This window comes from Enterobacter sp. MGH119, from assembly GCF_001037675.1.
GTDB classification, from domain to species: Bacteria; Pseudomonadota; Gammaproteobacteria; order Enterobacterales; family Enterobacteriaceae; genus Enterobacter; species Enterobacter hormaechei_C.
The window spans coordinates 1050245-1072756 of record NZ_KQ089929.1 but is presented as its reverse complement, the minus strand read 5'-3'; the positions used below and the strand labels follow the sequence as shown (position 1 = coordinate 1072756).

Below are 22512 nucleotides of genomic sequence, written 5' to 3'. Positions count from 1 at the left end.
AGAAGAATATGAGTACCGCAAAAGTTGTTGATGTCATCATTCGCAAAACGGCAGAGAAGACGAAATTAACCGGTGAAGGGAATCTCTCGGTTTCTATTTCCTCACCGAGCGTGATTGAAATTCAGGGTTCTGCTCAGGACGTGGTGCGTTATGTCCGCCAGGGGAATGACCTCCTCATTTATATGAAAGATGGCAGCGTGATCCGCTGCAATAATTATTTTGTCGAAGACACGGAAACCCATAATCATTCCGAACTGGTATTTAACGATAACCAGGCGTTGACGCATATTTCATTTGCCGATGCCGGGGAAGCATCAGGCGTTGCCGCCACCGAATTAACCGCCCAGGCTGCACCCATTAGCAGCATTGAACCTTTCCTGGAGCAGGGAAGCGTATTAAGCGATGCGCCGTGGGGCTGGATTGCCGGTGCGGCGTTAGGGGGCGGTGCGATCGGCGCACTGCTGGCTCACGGCGGCGATGGCGAAACCAAAACGAAGGTTATTGATAATACAAAAGAAGTCGAAAGCGCCACGCCGACATTTTTGCTGACGGACAACGCGGGTGACAAGCAGGGCGTGCTGAGTGCAAAAGAGGTCACGGATGATAACACCCCCACCTTCAGCGGTACCGGGCAGCCGGGCGCGACCATTCAGGTTAAAGACGGCAGCGGCAGCACCATCGCCAGCACCATGGTCGCGAAGGACGGCACCTGGACGGTAACACTCCCGACCCAGGCGGACGGGGAACATACCTGGTCCGTCGTACAGATCGACGGCAGTAAAACGACCTCTGCGGGCAGTATTAACGTAACCGTTTCTACAGCGGATACCAGCGTGACGCTCGCCACCACGGCGGGTGATAACGTGATCAACGCCAGCGAACAGTCCGCGGGCTTTACGCTGTCCGGCACCAGCAAAAACCTGGCGCAGGGAACGGCGCTTACCGTCACGCTCAACGGTAGAACCTATACCGCAGAAGTGGGGGTAAACGGCGCATGGAGCGTGAAGGTCCCTGCTGCCGACGCACAGGCGCTGGGCGATGGTACCTGGACGGTCAACGTCAGCGGAAAAGACGCGGCGGGCAACACCGTGTCCGGCAGCCAGACGATTGGCGTGGATACCGCCTCGCCAGTGATCTCTGTCGACACGATCGCCCAGGACAACATCATCAACGCGGCTGAACATAATCAGCCGCTGACGCTGACGGGGAAAACCGATGCGGAAGCGGGCCAGATTGTGACGGTCACGCTGAACGGCAAAAATCACACGGCGACCGTGGGCAGCGACGGCAGCTGGTCCGTTACGCTTCCGGCCAGTGAAGTACAGACGCTGGCTAACGGCGAGCACACCCTGACGGTAAACGTCAGCGACAAAGCGGGTAATGGGTCCTCCATCACCGCCGATTTCACGGTCGATACCGCAGCGCCAGTGGTCACTATCAACACCGTCGCGGGCGACGACATTCTGAACACCAGCGAGCAGGGGCAGGCGCAGATTATTTCCGGCCAGGCGAACGGCGCGGCGGAGGGCGACGTTGTCACCGTGACCGTTGGCGGCAAGACCTTTACCGGTGTCGTCCAGGCGGACGGCAGCTGGAGCGTCGGCGTGCCTGCCTCCGTCATTGGCGCGCTGGGGGAAGGTAGCCACAGCATTTCGGTCGCCGTGACCGATGCGACGGGCAACACCGGCAGCGCGACGCACGGCATTACGCTGAGCGGCAACCCGCCGGAATTTACCCTTGATCCCATCAGCCAGGATAACGTCCTGAATGCGCAGGAGGCCATGCAGCCCCTGAGCCTGAGCGGGACCAGTAATCTGCCGAACGGCAGCGCTGTCACCGTGACGCTGAACAACGTTAACTATCAGGCCACCGTTGAGAACGGTCGCTGGTCCGTTCAGGTGCCGGTTTCCGACGTGCTGGATCTGGCGAATACCCTTTACACCGTCAGCGTCAGCGGCACCGACAGCGTGGGTAACAGCGGCTCCGCCGAGGCGAATCTGCTGGTAGACACCGTGCTGCCGCAGGTGATCGTCAACACCTTTGCCGGGGATAACCTGGTCAATAACGCCGAAGCGGCGGTTGACCAAACCCTCAGTGGACGCGTCACCGGCGCGGCGGCGGGCGATACCGTCTCAGTCACCGTGGGCGGCAAGAGCTACACCGCGACGGTTGGCAGCGACCTGAAATGGAGCGTGACGATCCCATCGGCCGACCTCCAGGCGTTTGGCGACGGCGATTTAACCTTCAGCGCCTCTGTCACCAATGCGCACGGCAATACCGGCACCGGCGAACGTGATATCAACATCAACGCCGAACTGCCGGGCCTGCGCGTGAACACGATCTCTGGCGATGACGTGATTAACGCCATCGAGCAGCAGCAGGATCTGGCCGTCACCGGCTCCAGCACTCATCTGGCCGAAGGCACACAGATCACCGTTACCATCAATAATGTCGAATACGTCACCACGGTTAACGCCAGCGGCAGCTGGCAGATTGGCGTGCCGGCGGCGGACCTTCAGGCATGGACGGCGGGAGGCATCACCGTCAGCGTCAGCGCGGAAGATGCCTGGGGCAACACCGTGGCGGCTGAACACCCGATCGAGCTTGACCTGAATGCGGTGGCTGTCACCATCGATACCGTAACCACTGACGATATGCTCAACGCGGCAGAAAAAGGCGCGGATGTCACGCTTTCTGGTCAGACGCAGGGCGTGGAGGCCGGGCAGACCGTGGTGGTGAAATTCGCGGATCAAACCTTTACTGCACAGGTGCAGCAGGACGGCTCCTGGCACCTGACCGTTCCGGCGAGCGCGATGGAAACGCTGATCGACGGGCGTGCGCAGGTGAGCGTCAGCGTGACTAACGTCAACGGCAACAGCGCGGACGCCTCACGCGTGGTGATCGTCGATACGCAGCCGCCAGCCATTACGCTTGATAACCTGACCGACGACAACATCATTAATGCGGCAGAAGCGCAGCAGGATCTGGTGCTCAGCGGCAGCACAACCGCTGAAACGGGCCAGACGGTCACCGTGACGCTGAACGGTAAATCTTACCAGACCACGGTACAGGCGGACGGTCGCTGGCAGCTGAACGTGCCTGCCGCCGACGTGGGCGCGCTGACCGATGGCAATGTCACCGTGACGGCCACCGTCAGTGACGTGGCGGGCAACAGCAGCAGCGCGGACCGCGTTGGGCTGGTGGATGCTACCGTACCGCAGGTGACCATCAACGATTTCGTCACCGACACCAACACCGTTAACCAGCTGGCCCATGCTCAGGCGCAGATCCTGAGCGGCTCCGTCACCGGCGCGGCGGCGGGCGATTTGGTCACCATCACCATCAATAACGTGGACTACACCACCGTGGTGGATGCGGCAGGAAACTGGAGTCTCGGCCTGCCTGCGTCCGTCATTCAGGGGCTGACGGACGGCACCTGGACTATTAACGTCTCCGTGACCGATCGGTCCGGCAACACCGGCAGCAGTTCAGTGGATGTGGTGGTCAATACTGTGACGCCCGTTATCGGTATTAACACGCTGGCAGCGGATGACGTGATCAATGCGGCAGAGAAGGGCGAAGATCTGCTGCTTTCCGGTACCAGCAACCAGCCGGAAGGAACCACCATCACTGTTAATCTGAACGGTATCAACTACTCCGCCACCACCGACGCCAGCGGCAACTGGAGCGTTACCGTACCCGCCTCTGCGGTGAGCGCGCTGGGTGAAGCCAATTACACCGTAACGGCGAGCGTCACCGATAATGTGGGCAATAGCGCCGCTGCCACGCACGATGTGCTGGTGGACAGCTCGCTGCCGGTTGTTACCCTCAACAACTTTGCGGGCGACAATATCGTCAACGCGGCGGAAGTGGCCGCAGGGCAAACCCTGACCGGAAAGGTTTCTAACGCGGCATCGGGCGATACCGTCACGATTATCCTCGGCGGGCAGACATACACGGCTACCGTACAGGACGATCTCACCTGGAGCCTGCCGTTAACCCAGAGTCAGTTAACCGCACTCGGCAACGGCGACCTGACCGTATCGGCCAGCGTGACGAACGCGCACGGCAATACCGGATCGTCTTCCCTGGATGTCACCATTGACGCCGAGCTGCCCGGCCTGCGCATTGATACCGTCGCCGGTGACGACGTCATTAACATAATTGAACACGCGCAGAACCTGGTTATCTCCGGCACCAGCACCGACCTGGCGGCGGGTAGCACCGTCACCGTGAGCATCAACGGCAAGAGTTATTCCGCATCGGTACTGGCGGACGGCACATGGCAGGCTGCGGTTCCGGCCGCAGACGTCTCCCGGTGGGCGGACGGGTCGCTCACCATCAGCGCCAGCGCGCAGGATACCTCCGGCAACCCGGTGAACATCGGCACCGTGGTGGATGTCGATCTCGCCCCGGTGGCGATAAGCATTAACAGCGTGACGGACGATAACGTGCTGAACGCGGCAGAAAAAGGCCAGGATCTGGTGCTGTCCGGCTCCTCCTCGAACGTTGAAGCGGGCCAGACCGTTACCATTATCTTTGCGGGTAAAACCTGGACCACGATGGTCGATGCCAACGGCGACTGGACCTGCACCGTACCGGCTGCCGATCTGAGCGGCCTGAAGGACGGCGACGCCAGCGTACAGGTCAGCGTAACCAACGTGAACGGCAATGCGGCCTCTTCCTCGCAGGCATTCAGCGTCGCTACCGCCGCGCCAGCGGTCACCATCAACACCATCAGCGGCGACAACATGCTGAATGCGGCAGAGGCGGCGCAGGATCTGACCCTGAGCGGGACGTCTACTGCCGAAGCAGGCCAGACGGTCACCGTGGCCTTCAACGGCAATCAGTACACCGCCCAGGTGCAGGCAAACGGCAGCTGGACGCTGGACGTACCGGCGGCGGATATGGCAGGCATCGCCGACGGCAGCGCGGCGGTCACGGTGACCGTGTCCGATAAAGCGGGCAACCCGGCCAGTGCAGGGGCGTCCGTGCTGGTCGACACTACCGTGCCGCAGATTACCTTCGACATTGTGGCGGGCGACGACATTGTTAATATTGCCGAGCACGGCCAGGCGCTGATTGTCACCGGCAAGGTGACGGGCGCGCAGGCGGGCGATGTGATTACCTTGACCCTGAACGGCAAAGACTACACAGCGATGCTGGACGGTGCCGGAAGCTGGAGCGTGGGCGTTCCGGCGGCAGACGTGGGCGCGCTGGCTAACGGCGATCAGACGATCTCCGCCACGGTCACCGATAAAGCGGGCAACAGCACCAGCGCGACGCACGCGTTTGACGTCTCCCTGACCGCGCCGGTGATTGCCATCAATACCCTGGCGGTTGACGACGTGATCAACGCGACCGAGAAAGGCCAGGACCTGTTGATCTCCGGTACCAGCAACCAGCCGGACGGGACCCGCATCACCGTAACCCTGAACGGTATCAGTTACGCCGCCACCACCGATGCCAGCGGTAACTGGAGCGTCACCGTTCCGGCGGCAAATGTCTCGGCATTGGGCGAAGCGAGCTATAGCGTGACGGCCAGCGTGACCGATACTGCGGGTAATAGTGCGAACACCAGCCATAGCGTGCTGGTCGACAGCGCGCTGCCGCAGGTCACCATTAATGCGGTTGCCACCGACGACGTGATTAACGCGGCGGAAGTGGCTTCCGGACAAACCCTGAGCGGGAAAGTGAGCGGTGCCGCGAGTGGTGACACTGTCACAATTTCGGTGGGTGGCAATACCTACACGACAACCGTGCAGGACGATTTAAGCTGGTCGGTTAACGTCGCGTCTGACGTGTTAACCGCCATCGGCAACGGCGACCTGACCGTATCCGCCAGCGTCACTAACGGCCACGGTAATACCGGCTCCGGCGAGCGCGACATCACGATTGATGCCAACCTGCCTGGCCTGCGGGTCAATAAGGTGGCGGGTGACGACGTGATCAACAGCATCGAACACGGACAAAACCTGATTATCACCGGCTCCAGCGACGGTCTGGCAGCGGGTTCAGCATTGACGGTGACCGTTAACGGTAAAACCTACGCGGCCACCGTACTGGCAGACGGTACCTGGACGGCCGCCGTTCCGGCAGCAGACGTCGGCGCGCTGAGCGAAGGCACCGTCACCGTGACCGTTGAAGGCCAGAGCGCAGCGGGCAACCCGGTTTCTATCAGCCACGACGTGAAGATCGACCTGGCGACGGTTGCTATCAGCATTGACGCTATCGCTACCGACGACGTAATCAATGCGGCAGAAAAAGGCGCAGATCTGGTGCTGTCGGGTGCCACCACCAACGTGGAAGAAAACCAGACCGTTACCATCACTTTCGGCGGTAAGACCTATATCGCGACGGTGGATGCCAGCGGCCACTGGACGGCGACCGTACCGTCTGCCGATTTAGGTAGCCTGAAAGACGGCGACGCCAGCGTGCAGGTGAGCGTGACCAACGTGAACGGCAACAGCGCCTCGGCGGGCCGCGAGTACAGCGTGGACGCCACCGCGCCGACGGTGTCCATCGAGATCGTCAGCGACAACAACATCATCAACGCGGCCGAAGCGCAGCAGGATCTGGTCGTTAACGGTGTCTCCAACGCCGAAGCGGGCCAGACCGTCACCGTGACGCTGAACGGCGTGGACTACACCACCACCGTACAGGCGAACGGCAGCTGGAGCGTCACCGTACCGTCTGCGGATATCGGCGCGATTACCGACGGCAGTTACACCATCACGGCAGCCGTCGCGGATAAGGCGGGTAACCCGGCCTTGGCGGACCGCGATGTGCTGGTGGATACCACGGTGCCACAGCTGACCATTAACACCGTTTCCGACGACGACGTGATCAACAGCGCCGAGCATGCGCAGGCGCTGATTGTCACCGGTTCCGTGACCGGTGCGGCGGCGGGCGACGTGGTGACCGTCACCATCAATAACAAAGATTACACGGCGACCCTGGACGCTTCCGGCAGGTGGAGCGTGGGCGTGCCTGCGGCGGACGTGAGTGCCCTGACCGCCGGGGATCACACCATCACCGCGGCGCTGACCGATAAAGCCGGAAACAGCAACAGCACAACGCACGAGGTTGAAGTCAACCTCACTGCGCCGGTGCTGACCATTGACACCGTGTCCGGCGACGATGTGATCAACAGCAGTGAGAAAACGCAGGATCTGACCATCACAGGTACGGCTTCCGGGCTGGCCGTGGGCGCGGTGGTCACCGTGATGCTCAACGGCAAAGCGTACAGCGCCACGGTGGATACCAATGGCCAATGGACCACAACCGTTCCGGCGAGCGAGGTGGGGCAACTGGGTGAAGCGCTTTACACCGTGTCGGCCTCCGCAACGGACAGCGTCGGCAACAGCACCAGCACCTCGCACACCGTGAACGTGGAATCCGTGCTGCCTGGCGTCATCATTAACACCGTGGCGGGCGACGACGTGATCAACGCGGCGGAGCTGGCAACCGGCCAGACCATTAGCGGCACAGTGGTGAATGCCGAAGCGGGCAACACCGTGACTGTGTCTGTTGGCGGCCATAACTACACCGCAACGGTGCAGAGCGATCTGACCTGGTCCGTCAGCGTACCGGAATCTGTGCTCACCGCGCTGGGCAATGGCGATCTGACCGTGACCGCCAGCGTCACGAACGGCGTGGGCAACAGCGGCAGCGGCGAGCGCGATATCACTATCGACGCGAATCTGCCGGGCCTGCGCGTGGACACCGTAGCGGGCGATGACGTGATTAACAGCATCGAACACAGGCAGAATCTGATTATCACGGGTTCAAGCGACGGCCTGACGGCGGGTACAGCGCTGACCGTCACCGTAAACGGTAAAACCTATGCAGCCACCGTGCTGGCAGACGGCACCTGGAGCGCGGCGATCCCTTCTGCGGACGTGAGTGCCCTTGCCGCAGGCACGGTCACCGTGAACGTTGAAGGCCAGAGCAGCGCGGGCAATCCGGTGACTATCAACCATGATGTGACCGTGGATCTGGCAAATGTCGCGATCAGCATTGACGCCATCGCTTCCGATGACGTGATCAACGCCGCCGAGAGGGGTGCGGATCTGGTGCTCTCCGGCACCACCGCGAATGTAGAGGAAAATCAAACCGTCACCATCACCTTCGGCGGCAAGAGCTACACTGCCACGGTGGACGCTGAGGGTAAATGGACCGCCACGGTGCCGTCTGCGGATCTGGCTGGCCTGAAGGACGGTGACGCCAGCGTGCAGGTGAGCGTCACCAACGTGAACGGCAACAGCGCGTCTGCGGGCCGCGAGTACAGCGTGGATGCTACCGCGCCGTCCGTGACCATCAACACGATTGCCACCGACGATATCCTCAACGCCTCAGAAGCACAGTCCGACCTGGCAATCTCCGGCACCAGCACCGCCGAAGCAGGCCAGACGGTGACCGTATCGCTGAACGGCAAAGATTACACCACAACCGTCAGCGCGAACGGCAGCTGGACGCTGAACGTTCCGGCGGCGGATCTGGCAGGATTAAGCGACGGCAGCGTCACCGTGACCGCGAGCGTCAGCGACAAAGCGGGTAACCCGGCGTCGGCGGACCACAACCTGACGGTGGACGTCACCGTTCCGGCAGTGACCATCCACACCGTGGCAGGCGACGACGTGATTAACGTGGCTGAACACAATCAGGCGCAGATTATCAGCGGCTCCGCCACCGGCGCGGCGGCGGGCGATAAGGTCACCGTCACGATCGGCGGGCAGACTTATACCACCGTGCTGGATGCGGCGGGTAACTGGAGCGTGGGCGTTCCGGCGAATGTGATTTCAGGCCTCAGCGACGGCACCGTGACCGTCTCTGTGTCAGTCACCGACGCGGCGGGCAATACCGGCAGCGGCACGCATAATGTGACCGTCGATACCGGTCTGCCATCGGTCAGCTTCAACGCCATCAGTGATGACAACGTCCTGAACGCCGTTGAAAAAGGCCAGGATCTGAGCGTCAGCGGCACCAGCGCCAACCTGGCGGAAGGCACCCTGGTCACCGTGACCCTGAACGGTAAAAACTACACGGCGACAACTGCGGCAGACGGCACCTGGAGCCTGACGGTTCCGGCTGCGGATCTGGCCGGTCTCGGTCAGGCCAGTTACACCCTGAACGCGACGGCCACCAACGGCGTGGGCAACAGCGTGAGCAATTCTGCGAACCTGCTTGTCGACACCGCGCTGCCAACCGTCACCATCAACACCGTGGCGGGCGACAACGTCATCAACGCGGCGGAAGTGGCCGCGGGTCAGACCCTGAGCGGCACCGTGGCGAATGCCGAAGCGGGCAACACCGTGACCGTCGCTATCGGCGGCCACAGCTACACCGCAACGGTGCAGAATAATCTGTCCTGGTCCGTCAACGTGCCGTCTGACGTGCTGACCGCACTCGGCAACGGCAGCCTGAGCGTAACCGCGACCGTCACCAACGGCCACGGCAACACCGGCACCGGCGAACGCGAGATCGCTATCGACGCTAACCTGCCGGGGCTGCGCGTCGATACCGTGGCGGGTGACGACGTGGTCAACACCATCGAGCACGCGCAGAACCTGATTGTTTCAGGCACCAGCGACGGGCTGGCGCCGGGCACGGCGCTGACGGTTACCGTCAACGGTAAAGATTACGCGGCAACGGTGCTGGCAGACGGCACCTGGCGCGCGGCGATCCCGTCCACCGACGTGAGCGCGTGGCCGGAAGGCACCGTGAAAATCAGCGTTACCGGTGACAGCGCGGCGGGTAATCCGATCACCATCAGCCACGACGTGACCGTGGATCTGGCTACCGTTGCCATCAGCATCAATGCGCTTGCCACCGACGACGTGATTAACGCGGCGGAGAAGGGCGCGGATCTGGTGCTGTCCGGTGTGACCACCAACGTGGAAGCCGGGCAGACCGTGACCATTAGTCTGAACGGCAGGATCTACACCACCACCGTGGACGACAGCGGCAACTGGACTTACACCGTGCCGTCAGCGGATCTGGCTGGCCTGAAGGATGGTGACGCCAGCGTACAGGTGAGCGTCACCAACGTGAACGGCAATAGCGCCTCGGCGGGCCGTGAGTACAGCGTGGATGCTACCGCGCCGTTCGTGACCATCAACACGATTGCCACCGAAGATATCCTGAACGCCACGGAAGCGCAGTCAGACCTGGCAATCTCCGGCACCAGCACAGCCGAAGCGGGCCAGACGGTGACCGTATCGCTGAACGGCAAAGATTTCACCACAACCGTCAGCGCGAACGGCAGCTGGACGCTGAACGTTCCGGCGGCGGATCTGGCAGGATTAACCGACGGCAGCGTCACCGTAACCGCGAGCGTGAGCGACAAGGCGGGTAACCCGGCGTCGGTTGACCACACCCTGACGGTGGACGTCACCGTACCTGCGGTGACCATCCATACCGTTGCAGGCGACGATGTGATTAACGTGGCTGAACACAATCAGGCGCAGATCGTCAGCGGCTCCGCCACCGGCGCGGCGGCGGGCGATAAGGTCACCGTCACGATCGGCGGCCAGACTTATACCACCGTGCTGGACGCGGCGGGTAACTGGAGCGTGGGCGTCCCGGCAAATGTGATTTCAGGCCTCAGCGACGGTACCGCGACCATCACTGCATCAGTCACCGACGCGGCGGGCAACACCGGCAGCGGCACGCATAATGTGACCGTCGATACCGGTCTGCCGTCGGTCAGCTTCAACGCCATCAGCGATGATAATGTGCTGAACGCGGTAGAGAAGGGTCAGGATCTGCGCGTCAGCGGCACCAGCGCCAACCTGGCAGAAGGCACCGTGGTGGCCGTGACCCTCAACGGCAAAAACTACACGGCCACGACGGCGGCAGACGGCACCTGGAGCCTGACCGTTCCGGCAGCGGATCTGACCGGTCTCGGTCAGGCCAGTTACACCCTGAACGCGACGGCCACCAACGGCGTGGGCAACAGCGTGAGCAACACCGCGAACCTGCTTGTAGATACCGCGCTGCCAACCGTCACCATCAACACCATTGCGGGCGATAACGTCATCAACGCGGCGGAAGTGGCCGCGGGTCAGACCCTCAGCGGCAAGGTAGCGAACGCGGAGGCGGGCAATACCGTCACCGTGACCATTGGCGGCAACACGTACACCGCGACAGTGCAGAGCGATCTGACCTGGTCCGTGAACGTGCCGGAATCCGTCCTGACGGCGCTGGGCAACGGCGACCTGACGGTGTCTGCGACTGTGACCAACGGCCACGGCAACACGGGAACAGGCGAGCGCGATATCACTATCGACGCCAGCCTGCCGGGGCTGCGCGTGAATACCGTGGCGGGCGATGACGTGATCAACAGCATTGAGCATGGTCAAAACCTGATCGTCTCCGGCACCAGTGACGGGCTGGCGGCAGGCACAACGCTCACCGTGACCGTGAATGGCAAGACCTATGCCGCGTCGGTACTGGCAGACGGCTCCTGGAACGCGGCGATCCCGGCGGCAGACGTCGCGGCCTTCGCAGCAGGTACCGTCAACGTGACCGTGGCAGGCCAGAGCGCGGCGGGCAACCCGGTGACCATCAGCCATGACGTGACCGTCGATCTGGCGGCGGTGGCTATCAGCATTGATGCGATTGCCACCGACGACGTGATTAACGCGGAGGAGAAAGGCGTGGATCTGGTGCTCTCCGGCAGCACCTCGAACGTGGAGGAAAACCAGACCGTTACCGTTACCTTCGGCGGCAAGACGTACACCGCGAAGGTGGATGCTGACGGTAACTGGACGGCCACCGTGCCTTCCGCCGATCTCGCGGGCCTGAAGGACGGTGACGCCAGCGTGCAGGTGAGCGTCACCAACGCGCACGGCAACAGCGCCTCGGCGGGCCGCGAATATAGCGTGGACGCGACTGCGCCAACCGTGAACATTGATACGGTAGCCGGCGACAACGTGATCAACGGCAGCGAAGCGGCTGCGGGCGTGGACATTTCCGGCACCACCACGGCTGAAGTCGGTCAGACGGTCACCGTGACGCTGGGCGGAAACAGCTATACCGCACAGGTTCAGCAGGGCGGCGTCTGGAGCGTGAACGTGCCGGGCACAGACCTGTCCGCACTGGCGGATAACGGTTACACCGTGCAGGCCAGCGTGAGTGACGCCGCGGGTAATCCGGGCAGCGCGGGGAAAGCGATTACGCTTGATACCACGCCGCCGACCGTCAGCTTTAACGTTGTGGCGGGCGATGACGTCATCAACAGCGTGGAGCACGGGCAGGCGCAGATCGTCAGCGGCACCGCAACCGGCGCCAGCGTCGGCGATAAGGTGGTCATCACCATCGGTTCGAACCAGTACACCACCACCGTTGACGCCAGCGGCAAATGGAGCGTGGGCGTTCCGGCCAGCGTGATTTCCGCGCTGACCGACGGCACCGTGACCCTTAGCGCGACTATCACCGACAGTGCGGGTAACAGCAGCACCCAGACCCACGACGTGGTGGTAAATACCGCATCGGTCGCGCTGACCGTCAACACCCTCAGCGGTGATGACGTGATCAATGCGGCAGAAGCGGGCGCGTCGCTGGTCATCAACGGCTCCAGCGCGCAGTTCGCCAGCGGTACGCAGGTCACTATCACCCTGAATGGTAAGAGCTATACGGCCACTATCCAGAGCGATGGCTCCTGGACAACCACTGTACCGGCCGCCGACGTGGGCACCCTGGCCGACGGCGCGAGCTACCAGGTTTCTGTTTCGGCGCAGGACAGCGCCGGGAACAGCGCCTCGGCGACGCACACCATCAGCGTGGACACCACCGCGCCGGTGATTAGCGTGAACACGTTGTCGGGCGACGATGTGCTGAATGCGGCGGAAGCGCAGCAGCCGCTGACCGTGCACGGATCTTCCAGCGCGGAGGCGGGTCAGACCGTTACCGTGACGCTGGGAGGAAAAACCTACACTGCGCTTGTCGGCAGCGACGGCACTTGGACGCTCGACGTGCCGGCAGCCGACCTGGCCGCCCTGAGCCAGGGCGCGCTGACGGTCACCGCTTCGGTCAACGATAAAGCCGGTAACAGCGGCCAGACGACGCATACCTTAACGGTCGATACCATCGCGCCAGCCGTCACCATTAGCACCGTGGCCGATGACGATATCGTCAACAACGCCGAGCAGCTGGCGGGGCAGACCATCAGCGGGACCACCACCGCGGAACAGGGCCAGACGGTGACCGTCTCCTTCAACGGCCACAGCTATCAGGCGACCGTGGCGGCGAACGGCTCCTGGTCGGTCTTCGTGCCGGGGCGTGATTTCCTTGGCCTGAGCGACGGGGATTACACCATTACGGCTACGGTGAGCGATAAGGCAGGTAACCCGGGCAGCGCAACGCACGACGTGACGCTTAACGGCGACGTGCCGACCATCGCCATTAACACCTTTGCGCAGGACGATATCGTAAATGCCGCCGAACATGGCACGCCACTGGTTATCAGCGGCACCACCGATGCGCCAGCGGGCCAGACGGTGACAATTACGCTTAACGGTAAAACCTACACGGCTACCGTTCAAAATGACGGCACCTGGAGCTATACGGTCGGCAGCGCAGACGTGACCGCGCTGGCGGACGGCGGTTCGTACGTGATTAACGCGCAGGTGAGCAACGCCATCGGCAACAGCGTCAGCGATAACCACACCGTAACCGTGGATCTCACCGCACCGTCGATGGGGATCAGCATTGATTCCCTGCAAAACGATACCGGCCTCAGCGCGAATGACTTCATCACCAACGACAGCCAGGTGGTGGTGAATGGTTCCCTGACCGCGCAGCTCGGCAATAACGAGAAGGCGCAGATCAGCCTTGACGGCGGCGTCACCTGGATCGACCTGACCGTCACCGGCACCACCTGGCGCTACACTGATGGTCGCACCCTGACGGACGGTACGTATCAGTACCAGGTGCGCGTGATTGATAACGCGGGCAACGTTGGGGCAACGGACAGCCAGGACGTGGTAATCGATCTGACGAAGCCTGCGGCGGCGACCATTACCGTGGATTCCGTCTCGCAGGATACCGGCCTGTCCGACAGCGACTTCATTACCAGCGACAGCCAGATCAGCCTGAAAGGGACGCTCGGCGCGGCCCTGGGCAGCGGCGACCACGCCCAGATCAGCCTGGACGGTGGCGCGACCTGGACTGACGTGAGCGTTAGCGGCCTGAGCTGGACGTATATTGATGGCCGTACGCTGACCGACGGGGATTACAACTACCAGCTGCGCGTGATTGACGAGGCGGGGAATATCAGCGCCACCACCAGCCAGGTGGTGACCATTGATACCGTCGCGCCGGACGCCAGCAAAACGATCGCTATCGACAGCATCAGCGACGATACCGGCCTGAGCAGCAGCGACTTTATCACTCGCGACACGTCCCTGACCCTGCACGGCTCACTCGGCGCGACGCTGGCCGACGGCGAATATGCCCAGATCAGCATCGACGGCGGCGTCACCTGGCAGAACGTGATCGTCACCGGCAACAGCTGGTACTACGTGGACGGCCGCACGCTGGGTAACCAGACCTATGACTACTACGTTCGCGTAGTGGATGCGGCGGGCAACGTGGGTGCTAGCGCTCATCAGCAGGTGACGGTCGATACGGTCGCGCCGGATGCGGCGATTACGGTGACCGTGGATAACATCACCGTCGATACCGGTTTCGATAACAATGACTTCCTGACCAGTTCGACCTCGTACACGCTCAACGGGACGCTCGGGGCCGAACTCGGGGCGGGTGAGTATGTGCAGGTGAGCATGGATGGCGGCACCACCTGGGTTTACGCCACGGTAAGCGGTACCCAGTGGCGCTATACCGACGCGCGCATCCTGGCCGACGGCGACTACCGCTATCAGGTGCGGGTTGTCGATCAGGCGGGCAACGTCGGGGCCACCACCACGCAGGACGTGACGGTGGATACCCAGGCGCCGCAGTACGGCATCACCATTGACAGCATCAGCGAAGATACCGGGCAGTCCGGAAGTGATTTCATCACCATGGACACCTCGCTGACGATCAACGGTTCGTTGGGCAGCGCGCTGGCCAACGACGAGCGCGTACAGATTAGCCTCGACGGCGGCAATACCTGGATTGACGCTACCGTCACTAACCAGCGCTGGAGCTATACGGACATCCGCGATCTGACGGACGGGGATTACAACTACCAGGTGCGGATCATCGACCAGGCGGGCAACGTCGGCTCAACCTCTTCGCAGGTGGTAACGGTTGATACCACGCCGCCTGATACGGTGGGAACGGTGGTCAGCTATACCGACGGGGAAGGCGAACGTCAGGGCAGCTTCGGCGCTTCGGTGGCAACAGATGACAACTCTCCAGTGATTAACGGGACGCTTAACCGTGCGCCGGACAGTGGCGAGATCGTGCAACTGTATCGTGACGGTGTGCTGCTGGGACAGGTGACGATGAACGGCGCCGCCAGCTGGTATTTCCAGGACAGTGGTCTGAATGACGGTAATCACGTCTATATGCTGCGTGTGACCGATCTGGCAGGTAACTTCACCGACTCAGATGATTTCGTGCTGAAAGTAGATACGAGTATCCCGACAACCACCGTGACCATTAACCCTCAGACGACGACAGATAGCACCCCGATTCTGAGTGGACTGGTATCGGCGGGACTGACCAACGGCGAGTACGTGGTTATCACCGTGAACGATAAAACCTACACCTCAGAGACTGGCGGTGCGGTCGTGGTCGATCCGGATAACAACACATGGTATTTGCAGCTCCCTGACGGCGATGCGCTGAGCGTGAAGAATTATGATGTTACGGCACAGGTGAAAAGCAGCGCCGGCAACGGTAATACCGCTGGGTTGACCACCGGTAGCCTGATTGTAGGGAGTGAAGAATCATTGACGCCGGCCTGGTCATTTACCGCCGCGAACTACTCCTATTCTGCCAGCTATATGCTGGATTCGGATGGGCTGTGGACGATTATGGCCAACCAGCAATTCGCATCCGCCAATACCAGTAGCCGTAACGCTTACACCGTTTCAGGCAATTTCTCAATGACGGGAAATTACACAACCGGTACTTACGCGGATATCAACCGCGACGGGCTGGCTGACGTGCTGGCGGAAGGGACAAGTTACTCGTACATGGTGCAGCTGATTAACAATGGAGACGGTACATACACCTCCAGTACGCTGACCAATATGGGGGCTGCGGTGTGGTATGGCGCGGTGGTCGCCATTGACATCAAGGGCGATGGTTACACTGACTTTGTCATCGGCGATGCTGGCGGGCCTGATTCCAGCACCGTTATGCTCAATAACAACGGCACGCTGACGGGCAGTTCGAAGTCCGGTACGTACTCCAGTTTCGTATCGGGATCAACGGTAGGTAACTACAACAGTCTGATTGAAACGTCCGGTGTGGATTTGAACAACGACGGGAAAGTGGATATTGCCCAGCATACGACCAACGGGGGCAACAACTATGCCCTGTCGACCATGTTTAACCAGGGCAATGGCTCATTTACGTGGGGGCAAAACTTCACCAATACCATGTACAGCGGCTATGGTTCCGCCGCAGCGTCCAATGCCGTGAGTATGACCTGGGCCGACTTTAACGGTGATGGCTACATGGACCTGTATATGAGCATGTCCCGTACCTCCAGCGGAACCAGCCAGGGCGGGGTGTTAATGCTGAACGACGGTAGCGGCAACCTTCTGGCCGGAACCGCGGTTGGAACGGCGACCACGGATAAGTTTGTGGGTAACGTCAGCGTGGCGGTGGACTGGAACCTCGACGGTCACATGGACATCATCAAGCTGGCGAATAGCGGGCAGTCTTATCTTTACACCAATGATGGACTGGCAGGTACTGCAAGCTTTACTGCTTCGAAATTCAGTACCGCTACGTCAACTCAGGTATCCGGCGCGGCTCTGCTTGATTACGACTGGGATGGCGCACAGGATCTGCTCATTTTCCGTCAAAACGGTACGGTTTTACTGGAGCGGAATACCAATACGGTCGCACCAGGTACGGCCTTGCATCTGAAGATTGTCGACAGCGAAGGGATTAACGCCTTCTTTGGCAACACTGTCCAGCTGTACAACGCGGCAGGCCAGCTGGTCGCCAGTGAAATCATCAATGCCCAGTCCGGGATTGGCATTAACGATTCCTCGTCGCTCATCAGTTTTTACGGCCTGGATCCCAGCGAGACGTATCACGCGGTGCTGGTTCGTGCCGTTAACGGTGTTTCGAGTAACGTAACCTGGGACGGGCTGACGGCAGGAGACGGTAAAGAAAGTTACGCCCTGACGGCTGAAGCTGCTACGGGCGGTCACCAGGGCACCCTGACAGGTACCGGCTACAACGATACCTTTATCGCTGAAGCAGGGACGTATACCTACAACGGTTCCGGTGGCTGGACGACGACCTCTGAACACGACACGTGGAGCAGTACGGGCGGCATGGATGTCGTGGATTATCGCAACGCCACTTCCGGCGTCACCGTCGATTTAGGACGCTCTACGGCGCAGAGTACCGGATTCGATACCGCGACACTGGTGAATATTGAAGGCATCAACGGCTCCGACTATGACGACGTGATCACCGGCAACAGCGGTGATAACCAGTTCGAAGGCCGGGGCGGGAACGACACCTTCAACATCGGCAGCGGCGGTCACGATACGTTGCTCTATAAGCTGATCAACGCGTCTGACGCGACGGGCGGCAACGGCAGCGATGTGGTGAACGGCTTTACCGTCGGCACCTGGGAAGGGACGGCGGATACGGACCGTATCGACCTGCGCGACCTGCTTTCTGACAGCGGTTATACCGGCACCGGCTCGGCGAGCTACGTCAACGGCGTGGCGACGCTGGACAGCAGCGCGGGCAACATCGCCGACTACATCCGCGTGGTGCAGAACGGCAGCAACACCGAGATCCAGGTTGACCTGGACGGCACCGGCGGTCAGTTCTCGCCCACCACGCTGGTGACGCTGAACGGGGTGCAGACAGATCTGGCGACGCTGCTGGCGAACCACCAGCTGTTAATTGCGTAAAACACTGCCGCGGGGAGCGATTCTCGCGGCTTTTTGCGTTTCTTTAACGAATTGCATTAACCCGGAGATTATGAAGACACATCCACAGTACGAACCTTGGTTGCAGGGCATGCTCATCATCGCGAAATATTATCGGCTGGATTTTTCGGCGGAGCATGTTCGGGTCACGATTAACCATGAAAGCCAGTCGCCACGCCAGCTGGTGCTGGAGGAGATGGCGCGCCAGCTTGGGCTGGGGATGCGTTGGGTGGCGGCGGGAGCCGTAGCGCTCGATCCGTGGCGTTTACCGCTGCTGGCGGAGTTCACCGGCGGGCAAATTGCGGTCATCAACCGTATGGACAACGAAGGGAACGTCAGCGTGCAGTTTAGCGGCGACGGGGGGCTGGAGACAACGCTGACGCGGGACGAGCTCGGTTCGCGGTTAAAGGGGCTGATGGTGCTGCGTCCCCTGGAGTCCACGCCGGATGCCCGCGTGGATGACTACATCAAACCGTATGAAAAAAACTGGTTCTGGCAACTGGCGCTGAAGGACTGGCGACGCTACGGCGACATTATGCTGGTGGCGCTGGTCGCCAACGTGCTGGCGCTTTCCGGCATGGTCTTCTCCATGCAGGTCTACGACAGGGTGGTACCGTCGCAGTCAGAAGCCACGCTGTGGGTGCTGTTCGGCGGCGTGATGATTGCCATCGTGTTCGAATTCATCATGCGCATGCTGCGCGTGCACATTTCCGACGTGGTGGGGAAGCGTGCCGATCTGCGCATCTCTGAACGCGTCTTTGCCCACGCGCTGCGGATTAAAAACGGCGCACGCTCGAAATCAACCGGATCGTTTATCGCGCAGATCCGCGAGCTGGAGTCGGTGCGCGAGCTGATCACCTCGACGACCATTGCGGCCCTCTCCGATCTGCCGTTCTTCCTGCTGTTCGTCTTCATTCTGTGGATGATTGGCGGTCCGCTGGTGCTGGTGGTCCTGCTCGCCGTGCCGCTTTTGCTTATTCCGGGCCTGCTGGTGCAGCGCCCGCTGGGGAAACTCTCCAGCGAAGGGATGCGTGAATCCGCCATTCGTAACGCCACGCTGGTGGAAGCGGTGCAGGGCATTGAAGACATCAAGCTGATGCGCGCCGAGCAGCGTTTCCAGAACCAGTGGAATAACACCAACGACGTCGCCGCCAGCGTCGGCATGAAGCAGCGCTGGTTGACGGGTCTGCTGCTCACCTGGACGCAGGAGGTGCAGTCCATTGTTTACGCGGTGGTGCTGCTGGTGGGCTGCTATCTGGTCATCAGCGGCGACATGACCACCGGTGCGCTGGTGGGCACCTCGATTCTGGCGTCCCGGACCATTGCGCCGCTGTCGCAAATTTCTGGCGTGCTTTCCCGCTGGCAGTCAGCAAAGGTGGCCCGCAAGGGACTGGATGACCTGATGCAGCGCCCGATTGACGATCCCCAGCACGGAAAGAAGGTGCATAAAGCCCACCTGCGCGGTGATTATCTGCTGGACGACGTGGGGTTTTATTACGACGAAGAAGAGAAGCTCACCGTGCTGAATATCAGCAAACTACGCATTCGCGCCGGGGAGCGCGTGGCGGTGCTCGGGCGGAATGGTTCGGGGAAAAGCACCTTGCTGCACCTCCTCGCGGGAATGCAGGAGCCGCAGCAGGGCAGCATTTTGCTGGACGATATTGCTCTCAATCATCTTGACCCGGCCGACGTGCGCCGCGATATGCAGTTGCTCAGCCAGCAGGCGCGGCTGTTCTTCGGCTCCGTACGCGACAACATCCTGATGGGTAATCCGCTGGCGACAGACGAGGAAATCCATCAGGCGCTGGTCAACAGCGGCGCGCTGGAGTATGTGCGCAAGCAGAAAATGGGGCTAAACACCATCATCAACGAGGGCGGAACGGGGCTTTCCGGCGGGCAACGTCAGGCGCTGCTGCTGGCGCGCGCGCTGATCACCTCGCCGAATATTCTGCTGCTGGATGAACCCACCGCCTGGCTGGATGAGGTCAGCGAGAAGCAGTTTATCCAGCATCTGCACCAGTGGCTCGGTAAGCGCCGGACGCTGGTGGTGGCGACGCATCGCCTGCCGATTCTGGACCTGGTTGACCGCATCATCGTCCTGGAAAACGGCAAAGTGGTGATGGATGGCCCTCGTGATGCCATTTTACGCCAGCACGGAATGGCCCCGCATCAGGCGCCGCAGCGTACGGTTAAACTGAAAACGGAGGGCGTGGCATGAATGATTTCTCCCGCTTTAATAGCCGACTGAAGGAGCCCCGCCTGCCGCGTTCGTCGCTGGTGGCATGGTCGCTGTTTGCCCTGCTGGTGGTGTTTATTACCTGGGCCAGCCTGTTCCAGCTGGATGAGGTCACGACGGGCAGTGGCAAGGTGATCCCGTCCTCCCACGAGCAGGTGATCCAGTCCCTGGAAGGGGGGATTATTCACAGTCTGATGGTGCGCGAAGGCGACATCGTCGAGCGTGGTCAACAGCTTGCCCAACTGGACCGGACGAAAACCGAGTCCAGCGTGCTGGAGAGCGAGTCTCGATTAAACGCTGCAATGGCGACGGCCGCGCGTCTGAATGCTGAGGTGAACGACACCGGGCTGACATTCCCGGCAGAGCTGGATGACGACGTTGAGCTGGTCAAACAGGAAACGGCGCTTTATCAGTCACGTCGCGAAAGCCTTGAAAAAGGGCTGGCGGGTTTACGCCAGGGAGCGGATCTCGTGCAGCGTGAACTGGCATTAACGCGCCCGCTGGTGACGCAGGGGGCGGCCAGTAAGGTCGAAGTCTTACGCCTTGAACGCCAAAAAAATGAGCTGGAGAGCAAAATCACCGAGATGAAAAACCAGTACTACGTTCGCGCCCGCGAAGAACTGGCGAAAGCGAACGCAGAAATAGAGGCGCAGCGTTCGGTCATGAAAGGACGCGAAGATTCACTCACCCGCTTAACGTTTAATGCGCCGGTGCGTGGCATCGTGAAGGATATTGACGTGACGACGGTGGGCGGGGTGATCCCGCCGAACGGCAAACTGATGAGCCTGGTACCGCTTGATGACCAGATGGTGATAGAAGCGAAAATCTCGCCGCGCGATGTCGCGTTTATCCATCCCGGGCAAAAAGCGCTGGTGAAAATCACCGCCTATGATTACTCGATCTACGGCGGGCTGGAAGGGGAGGTGACGATGATTTCCCCGGATACCCTTCAGGACGAGGTGAAACGGGATGTTTATTATTATCGCGTTTATATTCGTACAGACAGTAACCATCTGACCAACAGGCAGGGCAAGGCGTTCCCGGTGTTCCCGGGCATGATAGCCACAGTTGATATCAAAACCGGCAGTAAATCCGTCATTGATTATCTGCTGAAACCGTTGAATAAGGCAAAAGAGGCGCTGCGCGAGCGGTAAGAAAGGCGTTCAGCAAACCGAACGCCCGTCAGATCAGAGTGTAGGCGTCATGTTGACAGCATGGCGTCGTTCTTTTGGTACCACATTGATGTAATGTGTGACATACGCAAAATATAATCCGGCATAATTTTCGACAAGCTCGATAAAGGCCGGATAAATTGACATCCGGCCATCGCCGCGATCTTTAAGATAACCTGCCTCCTGCGCCGATTTGATAATGCGGTTGACGTGAATACGCGAGACGAAAAATTCTTTTGCCAGCGTGCTGGCTGAATACGCTATTATGGCACCGTGTGCTGTTTTGTTTTTAATGGCCTGCAAATAGAGATAGAGCATAATCATTCGTCCACCATCCTTATCAATAAATAAACCCACCTCCGGAAGCACTTTCCTGAATGTTAATCCGCGGAAAAGGTACTCTGCGGCGCGCCGGAAAAAGTTGTGCCTCAGAATGTCATTGTCCAGAAGGTTAACATTAATGTTGAATGCCGGATAAAGAATGCTGACAGGCGTAAACGCCCCGGACATATAGCGTTTAAGCTCATCGAGTCCTTTTTCCGTCGGCGCAATTTTTGTTTTTCGGCGATCTTCACTACAGCGCCAGGTCTTAATTCGCCCGGTAGTTTTAAGTATGGTAATGATGGCGATAACACTGTTAGGGCTGGCGATATTATAACGGGTGCATAGCGCCTTAATCTCTGAAACTGACTCAGCCTGATTGCCAAAAACAAAACAACACATGGACAGTATTATGTTGAAGCGTGATTCCTGAAGCATCGTTTTGTAGAACAAGGGTTGTTTTTTATAAATGGCATCATTAATTCTGTAGTGTTCTGTTATAGCTTCACCAAATCGCGGGTTGTTTTTAATGACATCCCTTCGATGTAGCAAAGCCCTGGATGAGATGTGATTATCCATAGCATTTTCTCTTTTTGTCTGGGCCGATAAGATGAAGTGTCCGGTCTTCTTTTTCGGAATTTTCATTATACCTCGAGAAATGCATATTTACTGTCGTTATATGAAAAGAAAGTAATATTTATGC

Annotated in this window: 4 protein-coding genes; 3 read left to right on the top strand and 1 reads right to left on the bottom strand. The window is 60.1% G+C overall.

The window, feature by feature from the left end:
* Positions 1–8: 8 nt before the first annotated feature.
* The 3 genes from SK53_RS04965 (at position 9) to SK53_RS04955 (ending at position 21470) form a co-directional block, all read left to right on the top strand.
* Positions 9–18062 (top strand): Ig-like domain-containing protein, encoded by an 18054-nt coding sequence (locus tag SK53_RS04965; RefSeq protein WP_048208687.1) that lies wholly within the window; start codon positions 9–11, stop codon positions 18060–18062.
* 70 nt (positions 18063–18132) lie between these two features.
* Positions 18133–20298, top strand: coding sequence for a type I secretion system permease/ATPase (locus tag SK53_RS04960; RefSeq protein WP_048208686.1), 2166 nt, complete (start codon positions 18133–18135; stop codon positions 20296–20298).
* Positions 20295–21470 (top strand): HlyD family type I secretion periplasmic adaptor subunit, encoded by a 1176-nt coding sequence (locus SK53_RS04955; RefSeq protein WP_022651165.1) that lies wholly within the window; start codon positions 20295–20297, stop codon positions 21468–21470. Before SK53_RS04960 ends, SK53_RS04955 begins: the two co-directional genes overlap by 4 nt.
* Before the next feature lie 33 nt (positions 21471–21503).
* Here the strand turns inward: SK53_RS04955 and SK53_RS04950 are convergent, their stop codons facing one another.
* Positions 21504–22388 (bottom strand): hypothetical protein, encoded by an 885-nt coding sequence (locus SK53_RS04950; RefSeq protein ID WP_032634546.1) that lies wholly within the window; start codon positions 22386–22388, stop codon positions 21504–21506.
* Positions 22389–22512: the final 124 nt, after the last annotated feature.